Origin of the sequence: Sphingopyxis sp. LK2115 (genome assembly GCF_014595975.1) — a bacterium.
In the GTDB taxonomy this organism is placed as follows: Bacteria; Pseudomonadota; Alphaproteobacteria; order Sphingomonadales; family Sphingomonadaceae; genus Sphingopyxis.
On record NZ_JABWGQ010000011.1, the window covers coordinates 1 to 13491 of the forward strand.

Below are 13491 nucleotides of genomic sequence, written 5' to 3' on the forward strand. Positions count from 1 at the left end.
ATCTCGCCCAACTCATGCCATGGTCCACCGTGGCCTGAAAACACCGGTTACATGCTTTCGCTGCTTGGCACTGTTTCGCCTTCCCGTTCTATCTGGTGCGGCGCGAACGATGGCTTGAACGCCGCAACGGCATGGCCGGCGAACGCTGAGTGGCAGCTCCCTTTCCCGGCAGGCAAGGTCTGGCAAGCACCGCACCTGCGGGAACCCGGGGCGAAGGACAACCAGGATCAGGCTGCAAGTGGCGGTGCAGTGTGCGTATCCCAAAGGGCAAGAATGCTGCGGAGTGCGGTTACAAAGGCCAAAGGCTGATCGAGCATCAGATGGTGACGGGCTTCAGGCACCGCGATGATCGGAATGTCACCTCCACCCAGCTCGCGGACGTATTCGGCCGATTCCGGGGTGAAGAGTTGGCTCATACCGCCGTGCACGATGGCCTTCCGGCCCGGTGCCTGCACCAGACGCTCGCCCATGGTGAGCCATTCGTTGGGCTTGTTGCTCCTCCGAAAGACCTCGGTTGAAAACTTCCACGTCCACTCGTCTCCATCCTGTCGCAGGGAATGATAGGCCATGTAGTCCAGAAGGAATGGCTCGCCGACCGGCTGGGGCGGGGAAAGGATGTACCGCTTACGTGCCGTTTCATAGCAAGGATAACGCTTGCTGGGCTTGTCCGGATCGCCGGAACCAGGGCTTGACCGCCTGAGGTTCCAGTACTCTTCCAGGAGAGCGGGCCGCATGATCATGAGATCGCAAACCACCACTCCGGCAAAGGCCTCGGGCCACTGGGTCACGGCTGTCAGGGCTGCGCCCGACCCGAAGCTGTGCGCGATGATTGTCGGCTTTTGGCCATCCGCAAACATATTCAGCGCCTCGGCAATCTCGCGAAACTCGCCCCCTCTCGCCAAGAGGTCGGCGCGACCACGCATGTCGCTGTCGCCCATGCCGGCCAGATCAAACGCCACCACGTCATAATCTTCTGCCAGAAACGGTGCAATGAAGGCAAAGCAGCGCGCATGTGCCAGAAAGCCATGGGTCATCAATACCTTGGGCTTGCTGGGGTCACCCCAGCGGAAATAGTGCGCCTTGGCCCCATCTATTTCCACATAACCTTCTTCGCGGGGCACCTTGAGCGCCGACACGAACCATTCGGGCAGATGTGAGCCGTCGCCAGCCCAAACAGGATCAATGTCCACTGGAAAGTCACTTATTCTGAACATCTCATTCATCAGGTTGCGCTGTCCTTGTTCGCTGGTGTGCTGGCGGCAAAGCCGCGGTAGGCATCGCGTGCCACATCGCCGCAAATCGCAGCATAGGTCGACACGCTTGGAAAATTGATGAGTTGGCGCTTCTTACCCGGGATGTTTGCGCCCATGTACCAGGAGTCCGCTTCGGGAAAGAGCGTCATAGCGCCAACCTGAGCGACCATTTCGGTCCAGTCCGCCTCTGCTTGCGGATCGGCGTCGAAAAGATCGTAACCGTTGTTTCGCAGCCAGACCATGAAATCGCAGATCCAGTCGCCCTGCATTTCCGCGCTTGTCGGGCCGTTGGAAAAACCCGAGGGGCTCAGGGGTCCGTAAGCGAACAGCATGTTGGGGAAACCCGATACCGCCATTCCCAGATAGGCGCGCAGCCCGTTGTCCCAAGCTTGCGACAGTAACAGGCCGCCCCTGCCGGTGATGTTCATGTCGATCAACCCGCCCCGCCCCGCGTCGAAGCCGGTGGCGAAAACGATGAGATCGCATTCGACCTCGCCGTCTGCGGTTGTGATTGCGTGCGGCCCGACACGGGTGATCGGGTTTGCCTTCAGATCAACCAGCGCAACATTGTCCTGCGCGAAAATCTCGTAATATCCCTGTTCCAGCGAAGGTCGCTTCGTGCCGAACGGATGCGGCGGTTCGGATGGGGCGAGTTTCTCGGCCAGATCGGGATCGGCGATCCGCGCGCGAACCTTGTCGCGCCAGAAATCGTAGGCGTGGCGATTGGCTGCGCGATTGGTAAGCAAGTCGGCGAAGTTGTGGTACCAGAACCTCAATCCGCCTCGCTGCCATAAATCTTCGAAGTGGGCATTGCGCTCAATCTCGTCGACTTCGAGCGCCGAGACTTCAAGTGACTGGCTTTCAAATCCTCCGCTCGTCTGCCTGCGCTGTTCGAAAAGGGCAGGATAGCTGTGCTTTTCGCGTTCCTGATCCTCCCGCGTCAGCCGCTCCTGCCGCATCGGCAGGGCCAGGATCGGGGTTCTTTGGAACAGGATCAGCGCTTCAGCCCGCTTGGCTGCTTCTTGGGCGACCTGCACACCGCTCGCTCCGGTTCCGATCAGGGCAACTTTGCGCCCATCGAGATCAATACCCTCCTGCGACCAGCGCGCCGTGTGGCACCATTCGCCCTCGAAATCCTCAATGCCCGGAATGTCGGGGATATACGGCTTCGACGCAAAACCGAGGGCTGGGAGCAAGAAGCGTGTCGATACGGATTGCCCGCCCTCAAGCTGTAGATTCCATAGTCCCCGCCCTGCATCAAAATCGGCGCTTTCGACCCTCGATCCCATCCGCATCAGCGGCCAAAGGTTCAGCGTATCGCAGACATGGCGGAAATAGGCCCTGAGTTCTTCCCAGCCGGGAAAGCGCTCACTCCAAGTCCATGTCCGCCACACTTCGGGGATCGAGAATTCATAGAGCGGAATCTGCGAATCCACGCGTGCGCCGGGATAGCAATTCCAGTGCCAGATGCCGCCCGGATCGGTCGCAGCATCGACCAGCAGCACGTTGAACCCGGCGTCCCGCAACTTGTGGAGCAAGTAGATCCCGCTGAAGCCAGCACCGATGATCACAGCGTCATAATCGGGCGAAGTCTGATTCGTCATGAAGCGGCAGTCAGGCTCTCGGCAATTGCCTTCGCCGTTGCATAGTCGGCCTTGCCGTTCGATGCGCGCAGGGGGATCTTCGTTGGATATATGGCCTTCGGTGTTTTGTAGCCTGCCAACTGCCCCCGCACATGATCCTTGACGGCTTGCTCGTCGAACGCAACGTCGCCGCTGAGGTGGACGACGGCGGTGACGGCCTGACCCCATTTTTCGTTTGGCACGTCCACGACCAGCGCGTCACCAATCGCGGGATGGGTCTTGAGAATCTCCTCGACTTCCTCGGGGTAAACTTTCTCGCCAGCAGTGTTGATGCAAACGCTGCCACGGCCCAGCAAGGTCAGGCTGCCATCGGCCTCGACCGTGCACCAGTCGCCCGGAATCGAATAGCGGACCCCATCGATTGTGCGGAAGGTCTTGGCGGATTTCTCGGGATCCTTGTAATAACCCGCTGGGATCGCACCCATGAGGGCGATAAATCCCGGTACGCCGCTTCCCGGCGTCACTTTCTGGTCGTTTTCATCAAAGACATGACAGAATTCGCCAATCGCAAATTTCGCGGTGTTGGTGCCCCCTTGCGCGGTTGTGATGGAGCGGCCGAAGCCGAGCCCTTCGGAAGCGCCGAAGCTGTCCATCAGCACCACCTGGGGGATATGCTTGCACAGCCCAGCCTTGACTTCCTTGCTCCACATCACGCCGGATGAAACGATGGTGACGAGGCTGCTGGTATCCCAGCGGCCGGGATTCCGGTCCAGCGCCTGCAGCATTGGCTTGGCAAAGGCATCGCCCACAATTGCGATGCTTTGCACCTTATGCTTATCAACTGTTTCCCACAACTCCGTCGCATCGAAGGACGAGTCTGCGAGTGTAACGATGGCGCCGCCCGACATAAGTGTGCCGATCGCGGTGATGAAGCCGGTCCCGTGCATCATCGGGCAGGATGGCAGGGTGCGGTTGCCGGGCCCTTGACTTGTGATCAACGCGACGTGTTCTTCGAGTGTCTGAGGAACGGGGGCGAGCAGCTTCTGGGCCTCGAGCTGTGCTTTGCGCATTTGGTCGTGATGCCACATCACGCCCTTGGGCATGCCCGTCGTGCCGCCGGTATAGATGAAGAGCTGATCTTCGGGAGAGCGCACTATGCCGAGCGCCGATCCGTCGCCTTCTTGCGCGAGTGTTTCGTAAGGGATCGCAAAAGGCGCGATTTGCGAAGCCTCGCCAATTTCCACAAAGGTGTGAACCTTCTCGAGCCGATCCTTGAGCTCGACGATACAGTCGCGGAATTCCGAGCTGTAGACGATCACTTCGCTATCGGAATCGTCGAAGATATAGAAGACCTCCTCGGCGACATAGCGGTAATTGATGTTCACATGGATCAGGCGCCCCTTGAAGCAGGCTGCCATCAACTCGCCATATTCGGGTCGGTTGCGCATATAAAAGGCAACCTTGGCCCCATTGCCGGCTCCGCGCTGCCGGAGCGCGCGGGCAACATTGTTCGAACGTCCCGACATTTCGGGCCAGGTGATGATCCGGTCGCCGTGTATCAGGGCCGGCGCATCCTTTGGCATGACGGGCTCGATAGCGTCGAGAATGTCGCCGAGATTCCAGTCGATCACATTAGTTCCCCTCTCCGAACGGGGTGGCGGCTTTGGCGCACTTCCCTTGGAAGAAACATCACGCAGCTTTGGTCCAGCCCTGAAGTGCCGCAGCCTCCGCCCGGACCGCTTCTGGCCCACCCAGAACCTGCCGGTCGAATCCGATCCGTTTGAACCAGTAATGCAGGCCAAGCAGGTCGGTGAATCCCATTCCGCCGTGCACTTCGGTGGAAGTGCGTGCGACAAATCGATAGACCTCGGCCGTGTGCGATTTGGCATGGCAGGCAAGCAGTGATGCCTCATTCGGCACCGCGTCGAAGGCGTGGGCGGCGTACCAGACGAGCGAACGGCACGGTTCATGCCGCGCGGCCATCTCGGCGCACATATGCTTTACGGCCTGGAAACTACCGATCAGGCGGCCGAACTGTTCGCGCTGACCAGCATAATCGACAGCCCTTTCGATCATGGCCTGACCTGCGCCAAGGCTGTCTGCGGCGAGGATCACGCGGCCCGCATCGCGCAGCCGGGCCACTGTAGCTCCGCCATCGTCAGCCAGTGGTTCCGCTTCGTCCCCGTCAAACCGCAATTCCCCGACGCTACGGGTGCGATCGATGGTCGTCAACGCGATAGCTTCCAGCCCGGACGCCTTGGCACCGACAAGGTGCAGCCTGCCACCGGAATCGGCGACGACGTAGGCATCAGCTCCTTCGAAATCGAGCGCGAACAGGGCGGTGCCGTTGAGCTTCCCGCCGGCAGAGGAAACTCCCGCGCCGTCGCGCACCTCGATCGTCTCGGAAATCGCGACACCGACACGCGCCTCGCCGCTCGCTATCTTTGGCAGCCAGTGGGCCTTTTGCTCCTCGTTGCCAGCTTCGCGCAAGGCGATCGGTGCGAGAACCTGACTGGCGAGAAACGGCACCGGTGCGACCGCATAGCCAAGCTGTTCCGCCACCACCGCCGCGTCGAGCAAGGTCATGCCGAGCCCGCCATGCTCTTCGGGGACGAGCATTCCGGCAACGCCCAGATCGTGGAGGGCGCGCAACACCTGGTCGCTCAACGGATTGTCCCGCTCCGCACATTCGCGGACGTGACTGAGCGGGCTGGTATCGGCGAGGCACCGCGAAACGGCGTCGCGCAACATCTGCTGGTCCTGCGAAAGTCCAAAGTCCATCAGTCTGCTCCCTGCTTCTGTCGCGCCATGTCCGCGGGGTTCGGCTCACGTGGCATTTCAAGGCCGCGTTCGGCGATGATGTTCTTCTGGATCTGAGCGGTCCCGCCGCCGATGATGAGACCGAGTTGGAACATATAGTTCCATTGCCACGCCCCGCCGTCCCGCTCACGCGGGCTGTGGTGATAGAGTATGCCCAGTTCGCCCATGGCGTCGATTGCCAGCGCGGATATCTGGTGAGCGAGTTCACAGCTTTGCAACTTGACGATCAGCTTCGCCATGCCGCCCGGCTCTCCCCTAAGGCTGTTCGAAAGGATGCGCATCCCATTGTATTTCATCGCCGCTACTTCGGCCTGAAGTGCCACTAGCCGGTCGCGCAGTACCGGATTGTCGATCGCGCGACCCTGGCCCAAACGCTCTTCCTGCATCAGTGCGATCAGCGCCTGCAGCCGGTTTTCGAGCGCGTCGGGATCGCCCAGCATTCCGCGCTCATGGCCTAGGGTTGCGTTCGCGACGAACCAGCCCTGGCCCCGCTGGCCGACGATCTGGTGCATGGGGACGCGCACATCGGTGAAGAACGTCTCGTTGAACTCGGCGTGACCGGTCATCGTCTTCAAGGGGCGAACCTCGATGCCCTGCGTGTCCATCGAAAAGATCAGGTAGGAAATGCCGCCATGTTTGGGTGCGTCAGGTTCGGTCCTGACCAGGCAAAAGATCATGTCGGCCTGCTTGGCGGTGCTGGTCCAGATCTTCTGGCCATTGATAACAAATTCGCCGTTTTCGATGTGCGCGCTGGTCTTGAGGTTGGCTAGGTCCGACCCGGCACCGGGTTCGGAATAGCCCTGGCACCATACGATATCGCCTTTCAACGTGGGTTCGATCCAGCGCCGTTTCTGTTCCTCGGTGCCGAGTTCAAGCAGGGTCGGCACGAACATCGAGATTCCCTGATTAGAAAGCCCGCCCGGCACCCTGGCCCGCGCAAATTCCTCTGCGATGATGCGCGATTGGAGAATGTCCGGCTCCGCTCCATAGCCTCCATACTCCTGCGGGATCGTTCGCGCGGTATACCCATGCTCGATCAACAGCTTCTGCCATTCGACTGCCTTGGACGAAGGTCGGGCCGCCCGGTCAGCAGAAGGCGGCGCGAGATGGCGGTGCGCTTCGATGAAAGCCCGCACTTGCTTGCGGAAGACATCGTATTCGGGCCCGTAATCAAGATCCATGACGCTTCTAACTTTCACGCAGGCGGAAAACAGGAAGGCGGAAGTCCTCACCGATCAATTCGAATTCCACTTCCACCGGAAGGTCGAGCGCTAGGCGCTCGTGATCGCAACCAATCAGGCGCGTGGCCATGCGTACGCCCTCTTCCAATTCCACCACCGCCGCCACGAAGGGAATTTCGTCGGCAAAAGCCGGGTGGAGGGCCTGGTGGGTAACGGTCCAGGAAAACAGCGTGCCCTTGCCACTGCTGCGTTCCCAGGAGAATTCCGGCGAGCCGCACTTTGCGCACATATAGCGCGGTAGGTGGCGGAAGCAGCCGCAGCCGCCGCAGCGCTGGAAATAGAGATTGCCGTCTTGGCACCGCTTCCAGAATTCCTGCTCAACCGGGTCTTGCGGGCGAGGTCGCGGTTTGGGCGGCGCAACCTGCGCGGAGGGCCGCATTTTGGGAGGCAGATCGCTCTCGCTGCTCATGCAAACCTCCTGAGAATGGCAATGCTTCCATCGCCAAGGTCACCCCAGCCGGTCACAAGACCAGTTTGGGCTCCCAGCACCTGGCGCTCGCCGCAGTCGTGACGAAGCTGGCGCACTGCCTCGACCACGTGGTTGAGTCCCCAGACATGCGCCTCACTGAGCAAGCCGCCATGGGTGTTGATCGGATAGCGGCCACCCAGCTCAATCTGGCCATTGGCGACGAATTCGAACTGTGCACCCGGTTCGCAATAGCCCATCGCTTCCAGTTGCAGCAGAACGACATAGGTAAAGCAGTCGTAAATCTGCAGGAAATCCATGTCCTCGCGCTTGACGCCCGCCATGTCGAAAGCGCGCGGGGCAGCATAGCTGAGGCCAATCTTGAAGGGATCGGGCCGCGAGGGGATGTCGTCGGCGGGATAGGGGTGGCCTTCCGCGGCACCGGCGATGCTGACGGGCACATGCGGCATATCCCTGGCCCGATCCATTCGCGATATGACTACCGCGCAGGCGCCATCGGTTTCAAGGCAGCAATCGTAAAGGCGGAAGGGCTCGGATATCCAGCGCGCCGAATGATAGGTTTCCGCGTCGAGTTCGCGCCCATAGGTAAAGGCGCGCGGATTCAACTGCGCGTGACGCCGGCAGGCTAGCGCTACCGCTGCCATCGCATCCGCGCCCACGCCGTAAAGCTTCGAGTGACGGGTCGCCAGCCAAGCATACATCTGCACCGGCAGGAACACACCATAGGGGATGTAATAGCCCTGGATGGTATTGGTCAGCGTGTTCATGTTCATCGCCCGAGTGGGCGGGGCACCCGGCTTGGGCCTGAGGGCGGAATAGCCGTTCCAACCGAGCGTCACCAGCACGTGATCGCAAAGCCCGCTGGCGATCGCCATTGCCGCGTTCTGCAGCGCCGTCGTCGGGCTGGCGCCGCCCATGTGAACGGTGGCCGCATAGCGCAGCACATCAATGCCGAGATTGGCGGCCATTTCCTCCGAGGTCGTATAGATCGGCGGCGGCACCATGCCGTCGATGTCGCAAGGTTTCAGCCCGGCATCTGAGATTGCGCGGCGCGAGGCTTCCAGCATCATGTCCACCGCGGTCCGTTCGGTGCCCTTGACGAATGCGGTTTCGCCCACACCGGTTATGGCGGCCTTGTCGGCAAAGGATAAGGTCTGCGAAGCGTTCATACAGCGTACCCGTCTTGCCGCAATTCAGGAATAGAATCTGGCATCGGCCAGCGCCCTTTCGGCCCCTTCGACAAGATCGCGCATGACCTCTGCCGCTGGACGGATCGAATGGATCAATCCAATTCCCTGCCCCGCGAAGCCGGGCATGATATCCTTGCGCTGAGCCTTTATGCCCGAAGCCATGACCGGCCCTGAAATCATCGACTGGTAAGGCATCGGAAGCGGCTCCTTGCCCGCCGCAACCCAAGCATCGGCCCATTTGTTGCGGATCATGCGCGCAGGCTTGCCGGTCAACGAACGGCTAACGACGGTATCTGCATCGCCGCCGTCGGTTATTGCTTCCTTTTGGAACCGTTCAATCCCTGCCTCTTCGGTTGCCAGGAACGCCGTTCCGACCCACGCGCCCAGAGCGCCCAGCATCATCGCTGCGGCGACTCCGCGGCCATCGGAGATTCCACCTGCTCCGATCACGGGAACCCGATCGCCCACCGCGTCGACTACCTGCGGAATCAGCGAGAAGGTTCCGATCGGGGAGTTGTGCCCGCCGCCATCGTGGCCCTGCGCCACAATCATGTCGATGCCGGAATCGACCACCTGCTGGGCGTGCTTGACCTTGCCGATCACCGCCATGACCCTGGTGCCATTGGAATGAAGGCGGTCCATCCACGGTCCGGGATTGCCGAGGCCGGCGGCATAGACTGGCACCTTTTCCTCGATTACCACTTCCATCTGCGCCTCGAAAAACTCCCGCGTGAACAGCTGCGGACCGCCCTTGCCCATTTCCGGCGCGCCAGCCGCGCGCATGGCCATTGCGGCATCCACTTCGGGCAGATCCTCGCGTTCCATGAAATCGCGGGTGAACTGCTGATATTCGCCAAGCAGTGCCATCGGGTTTTCGAGCGAGGCGCCGCTCTGCGGTGCCGAACCGCGCCTGACGGAGGCAGGCAGAAGGGTGTCGACCCCAAATGGCTTATCGGTCAGTTCGCGGGTCTGGCGGATCCAGCTGCGCAACTGGTCTGGCGAGCAGGCCGCAGCGCCAAGAACGCCAAGTCCCCCGGCATTCGATACTGCGGCCGCGAGCGCGGGGACACTCGCCCCGCCCATTCCGGCCAGAAGGATCGGGTATTCGATCCCGAGAATTTCGCATATGCGGCTCTTGAGTGCCATCGTAATACCCTCTCCATCCAGCGCCACCCACCGGCGCCCGTTTTTTACGTCTGTCCCCACCTGACCTTCTGGGACACAAGCTCAGGGCTTCTCTGTGCGAGATAGGAGGCGGAGCCCGCCACGAGACGCGCCATAGCCTGCCGCGCTCCTTCGGCATCGCCCTTGCGCACAGCTTCAAGGACGCGGCGCAAGAAACGCAACTGGACCGCACGCTCTTGCGCCGAATACCCCAGCGAGAGCGAGAATTCGCGGGTAAGCATATGCAACGCGGAAGTCAGAAGGCCGAAAAGCGGATTGCCGCTGGCCCAGCCGAGCATATCGTGAAAACGGCGATTCAGTTCCTCGAACTGGCTGCTCGCTTCGTTTCGCTCCAGCTCTTTGAGGCAATCGGCAAGTGCGCTCAGATCACCCGTGGTCGCGCGCTGGGCGGCATAGGCTGCAACATCCGCCGCAATCGCTTCGCGCAATTCGAGCAAGCCCCTCAAGTCCGCCTCCATGAAATGCAGGATCAGCGAGAGGCTGTTTGCGAAATCGCCAGTCTGCGGGCGAGCGACCACCGGCCCGCCACCGCGACCTAGTTGAAGATGGATAACGCCTTGGAGTTCAAGGAAGCGAAGCGCTTCGCGCAAGGTCGCTCGGGCGACATCGTATCGCGCAAGCATTTCGTCCTCGCGCGCCAACCTGTCGCCCGCAACATGCGCCCCGGCTTCGATATCGCGTACGATGTCCTGCGCAAGCGTGAGCGCACGCTTGGCCTTCCTCGAATCATCGACCTTCGGTTGCATCACTGGGAATCGCTCCTCTGATAAAACCTTATAAGAGTTTATCGGATGGCATGTCCAGCATCAGTCTATGAAGTTTGCAGTGCGGTCAAATGTCGCAACAATCCTTATAAGCTTTATTGACCACACCCTGCGAAACATCTACCTGTTTGATAGCAAGGTGAGTCTGCTTGCCTGGGATGGAGGACGAGACATGAGCATCGACACGATGGAGCTGGATACTGCCGGAAAAGTTGCAGCCATTCCGATCGACGAAATTGATGTCGCACGGCCGAGTCTTTTTCAGCAGGACACGATCGGCCTGTATTTCGACCGGCTGCGCAAAGAGGAGCCGGTCCACTATTGCCGCGAAAGCTATGTTGGGCCTTACTGGTCGATCACCAAGTTCGACGATATCATGGCTGTCGACACCAACCACAAAGTCTTTTCGTCGGAGGCAAAGCTCGGCGGTATCGCCATTCAGGACATGCATTCGGTGGAAGGCGCGCTCGAACTTGAAATGTTCATCGCTATGGATCCTCCAAAGCACGACCAGCAACGCAAGGCCGTCACCCCCGCTGTAGCGCCGTCCAACTTGCTGTTGCTCGAACCGACAATCCGCGAACGAGCGTGTCAGATTCTCGATGATCTGCCGATAGGCGAGGAATTTGATTGGGTTGACAAGGTCTCAGTTGAATTGACCACGATGACCCTTGCTACCCTATTCGATTTCCCGTGGGAGGAACGCCGCAAGCTCACGCGCTGGTCCGACGTCACAACGGCCGCCCCTGAAACCGGCATCGTCGAATCGTACGAAGCGAGGCGTGAAGAACTCATCGAGTGCGCGATGTATTTCAAAGGACTGTGGGAGCAGCGCATCAACGAAGAACCGAAGAACGATCTGATTTCCATAATGGCGCATTCCCCGGCGACACGGGATATGCCCTTCCTCGAATTTCTGGGTAACCTGCTGCTGCTGATCGTGGGCGGCAACGACACCACGCGCAATTCGATAAGCGGCGGTGTGCTGGCGCTCAATCAGAACCCCGATGAATATCGCAAACTGAATGACGACCCTTCGTTGATCGCCAGCATGGTGCCGGAAATCATCCGCTGGCAGACGCCGCTGACTCACATGCGCCGCACTGCGCTGCAGGACTGGGAGATTGGCGGCAAGCAGATCAAGAAGGGCGACAAGGTCGTGATGTGGTACCTGTCGGGCAACCGCGACGAAACGGTCATCGACCGGGCTGACCGGTTCATCATCGACCGCAAGAATCCGCGCCATCACCTGTCATTCGGTTATGGCATCCATCGATGCATGGGTAACAGGCTGGCAGAACTGCAGTTGCGGATCATCTGGGAAGAAATTCACAAGCGGTTCGCCAAGGTCGAAGTGACCGGCGAGCCCGAGCGCCTTTTCTCAAACCTTGTGCGCGGGATCACCAATCTGCCGGTGCGGCTGCACGCGCGCTGATTTGCTGAAGCAGAAATACGGAGTGTATGATGGTCAAAGTGACGTTCGTATCCAGCGATGGAACGCGGCGGGAAGTCGAAATTGCCGAGGGCGAAACCGCACGCGAGGCGGCGCTCTTCAATGATGTACCGGGCATCGACGGCGATTGCGGCGGTGTCTGCGCCTGTGCGACCTGCCATGTCCATGTCGATCCGGCCTGGATCGACAGGGTTGGTCGCCTGGTCGAAGGGGCAGCGGAGGCAGAGCTTCTGCAATTTGCCGAAGGTGCCAACGAATACAGTCGCCTCGCCTGCCAGATACCCATGGTGGAAGGAGTGGAAGGTTTGATTTTGCACGTTCCCGAGCAGCAATACTGACCAGACAGAGCGCAGCCCTGTCGTGCGCGTGCGGCGTCGCAAATTCAGTTTTGAACGGAGGTTTCAGTGCCAACTCAGCTAGAACCTGATGTCTAGACGAGCGAAGACGCATTTCGCACCGAAATGCGGCAATTCCTCGCCGCCCATTTCCCTGACGAATTAAGGGGCGCGGGCAATATGCTGGCCGGGCCCATTGGCAGCTTCGGCTTGTGGATCATCCTGGCCGACGCGCATCCGGAAGCTTCGAGGGACAGCTCCAGCGTGTCGGTGACATCCCCGGCCCGCATGGTGGTACACAGCTTCCAAAGGATGACATAACGGGAGAAGTCGTCGAGCACGGTCGACAGGTACACCAAGCCCCAGCCGATGATCTTGAAGTAGGTGAAGTCGGTCTGCCACATCTCGTTCGACCGCGTCGTCTTGGTGTGGAACCCGTCGGCGGCCTTGATCACGATGAAGGCCGGACTGGCGATCAGGTCATGGGCTTTCAACATACGGTAAACCGTGGCTTCCGACACGAAGTAGCGCTTCTCGTCGGTGAAGCGCACCGCGAGCTCGCGGGGTGACAGGTCGGTTGTATCCAACGCCATGTCGATGATCTGCTGCTGGATATCATCGCAGATGCGGTTCCACACCCGCCTCGGGGCCGATGGCCGATCCTCCAGCGCCTCCGGCCCGCGCTCGAGGTAGCGGTCGTACCAGCGTTAGAAGGTCCGGCGCGGGATGCCCAACTGCTCCAGCGTGCGCTTGGCCGGCAGGTGCGACTGCTCGACGATCCGAATGATCTCCAGCTTCTCGGATGCGGGTTACCTCATTCGTCGTCGGCCCTATCCGCGATCATGCTTTTTTTGAGCAACCGGTTTTCCAGCGTCAGATTGGCCACGCATTCCTTAAGGGCACGGGCTTCGCGGCGCAGGTCGTGCACCTCGCCGGTGGTCGCGGCACGGGCGGTGTCGCCCGCCAAGCGCCGCTTGCCCGCCTCCATGAACTCCTTCGACCACGTGTAATACAAGCTCTGGGCGATGACATCCTTGCAGCACAGCTCGGCGATGCTGTCCTCGCCGCGCAGGCCTTCCAGCACGATCCTGATTTTGTCCTCTGCAGAGAAGTGCCGGCGCGTCGCACGCCGTATGTCCTTCACCAGCCGCTCAGCAGGGGCCTTCGGCGCCGATTTTTTCAAGGAGGATGGGCTTCATCTTATGGGATGGACGCCTCCCGCAATTGGGCCGAGCATGCG

11 protein-coding genes and 1 pseudogene are annotated in these 13491 nt (G+C 60.4%); 2 read left to right on the forward strand and 10 right to left on the reverse strand.

Annotation, left to right across the window (positions count from 1 at the left end; translation table 11 throughout):
• Window positions 1-227: 227 nt before the first annotated feature.
• Genes HUW43_RS01530 through HUW43_RS01570 form a run of 9 tightly spaced genes read right to left on the reverse strand, consistent with a single transcriptional unit; the run spans window position 228 to window position 10445 of the window.
• Window positions 228-1223: an alpha/beta fold hydrolase gene (locus HUW43_RS01530; RefSeq protein WP_039575348.1), complete on the reverse strand. Its 996-nt coding sequence runs from the start codon at window positions 1221-1223 to the stop codon at window positions 228-230.
• On the reverse strand, window positions 1223-2857 hold the full coding sequence (locus tag HUW43_RS01535) for a flavin-containing monooxygenase (protein WP_054588684.1): 1635 nt from the start codon (window positions 2855-2857) through the stop codon (window positions 1223-1225). Before HUW43_RS01535 ends, HUW43_RS01530 begins: the two co-directional genes overlap by 1 nt.
• On the reverse strand, window positions 2854-4467 hold the full coding sequence (locus HUW43_RS01540; protein ID WP_054588685.1) for an acyl-CoA synthetase: 1614 nt from the start codon (window positions 4465-4467) through the stop codon (window positions 2854-2856). The genes HUW43_RS01535 and HUW43_RS01540 overlap by 4 nt, the downstream gene beginning before the upstream one ends.
• Window positions 4468-4525: 58 nt before the next feature.
• Complete coding sequence (locus HUW43_RS01545; protein ID WP_054588686.1) at window positions 4526-5617, reverse strand: acyl-CoA dehydrogenase family protein; 1092 nt, start codon at window positions 5615-5617, stop codon at window positions 4526-4528.
• Window positions 5617-6837 (reverse strand): acyl-CoA dehydrogenase family protein, encoded by a 1221-nt coding sequence (locus tag HUW43_RS01550; RefSeq protein ID WP_054588687.1) that lies wholly within the window; start codon window positions 6835-6837, stop codon window positions 5617-5619. Before HUW43_RS01550 ends, HUW43_RS01545 begins: the two co-directional genes overlap by 1 nt.
• 7 nt (window positions 6838-6844) lie before the next feature.
• Entirely contained in the window at window positions 6845-7306 is a 462-nt protein-coding gene (locus HUW43_RS01555) for a Zn-ribbon domain-containing OB-fold protein (protein WP_054588688.1), read from the reverse strand.
• Window positions 7303-8493: a thiolase C-terminal domain-containing protein gene (locus HUW43_RS01560; RefSeq protein WP_054588689.1), complete on the reverse strand. Its 1191-nt coding sequence runs from the start codon at window positions 8491-8493 to the stop codon at window positions 7303-7305. The genes HUW43_RS01555 and HUW43_RS01560 overlap by 4 nt, the downstream gene beginning before the upstream one ends.
• A gap of 24 nt (window positions 8494-8517) precedes the next feature.
• A complete protein-coding gene (locus HUW43_RS01565) occupies window positions 8518-9660 on the reverse strand; it encodes an NAD(P)H-dependent flavin oxidoreductase (RefSeq protein WP_054588690.1) in 1143 nt (380 codons plus the stop codon).
• Between the two features lie 44 nt (window positions 9661-9704).
• Window positions 9705-10445 carry a FadR/GntR family transcriptional regulator gene (locus HUW43_RS01570; protein WP_039575369.1) on the reverse strand — a complete coding sequence of 247 codons (741 nt, stop codon included), beginning with the start codon at window positions 10443-10445 and terminating at the stop codon, window positions 9705-9707.
• A gap of 190 nt (window positions 10446-10635) precedes the next feature.
• Here HUW43_RS01570 and HUW43_RS01575 point away from each other — a divergent pair, with 190 nt between their 5' ends.
• Entirely contained in the window at window positions 10636-11898 is a 1263-nt protein-coding gene (locus HUW43_RS01575; protein ID WP_039575372.1) for a cytochrome P450, read from the forward strand.
• 29 nt (window positions 11899-11927) lie between these two features.
• On the forward strand, window positions 11928-12254 hold the full coding sequence (locus HUW43_RS01580; RefSeq protein WP_039580993.1) for a 2Fe-2S iron-sulfur cluster-binding protein: 327 nt from the start codon (window positions 11928-11930) through the stop codon (window positions 12252-12254).
• Between the two features lie 197 nt (window positions 12255-12451).
• Here HUW43_RS01580 and HUW43_RS01585 read toward each other — a convergent pair.
• Window positions 12452-13434: pseudogene (locus HUW43_RS01585) on the reverse strand (helix-turn-helix domain-containing protein); the annotation flags it as partial.
• Window positions 13435-13491 lie beyond the last annotated feature (57 nt).

Excerpts from the sequence above, each read along its gene's own strand:
- HUW43_RS01555 (WP_054588688.1), bottom strand. The coding sequence starts at position 7,306 with ATGAGCAGCGAGAGCGATCTGCCTCCCAAAATGCGGCCCTCCGCGCAG.
- HUW43_RS01530 (WP_039575348.1), bottom strand. The coding sequence starts at position 1,223 with ATGAATGAGATGTTCAGAATAAGTGACTTTCCAGTGGACATTGATCCT.
- HUW43_RS01565 (WP_054588690.1), bottom strand. The coding sequence starts at position 9,660 with ATGGCACTCAAGAGCCGCATATGCGAAATTCTCGGGATCGAATACCCG.
- HUW43_RS01575 (WP_039575372.1), top strand. The coding sequence starts at position 10,636 with ATGAGCATCGACACGATGGAGCTGGATACTGCCGGAAAAGTTGCAGCC.
- HUW43_RS01580 (WP_039580993.1), top strand. The coding sequence starts at position 11,928 with ATGGTCAAAGTGACGTTCGTATCCAGCGATGGAACGCGGCGGGAAGTC.
- HUW43_RS01570 (WP_039575369.1), bottom strand. The coding sequence starts at position 10,445 with ATGCAACCGAAGGTCGATGATTCGAGGAAGGCCAAGCGTGCGCTCACG.
- HUW43_RS01545 (WP_054588686.1), bottom strand. The coding sequence starts at position 5,617 with ATGGACTTTGGACTTTCGCAGGACCAGCAGATGTTGCGCGACGCCGTT.
- HUW43_RS01550 (WP_054588687.1), bottom strand. The coding sequence starts at position 6,837 with ATGGATCTTGATTACGGGCCCGAATACGATGTCTTCCGCAAGCAAGTG.
- HUW43_RS01560 (WP_054588689.1), bottom strand. The coding sequence starts at position 8,493 with ATGAACGCTTCGCAGACCTTATCCTTTGCCGACAAGGCCGCCATAACC.
- HUW43_RS01535 (WP_054588684.1), bottom strand. The coding sequence starts at position 2,857 with ATGACGAATCAGACTTCGCCCGATTATGACGCTGTGATCATCGGTGCT.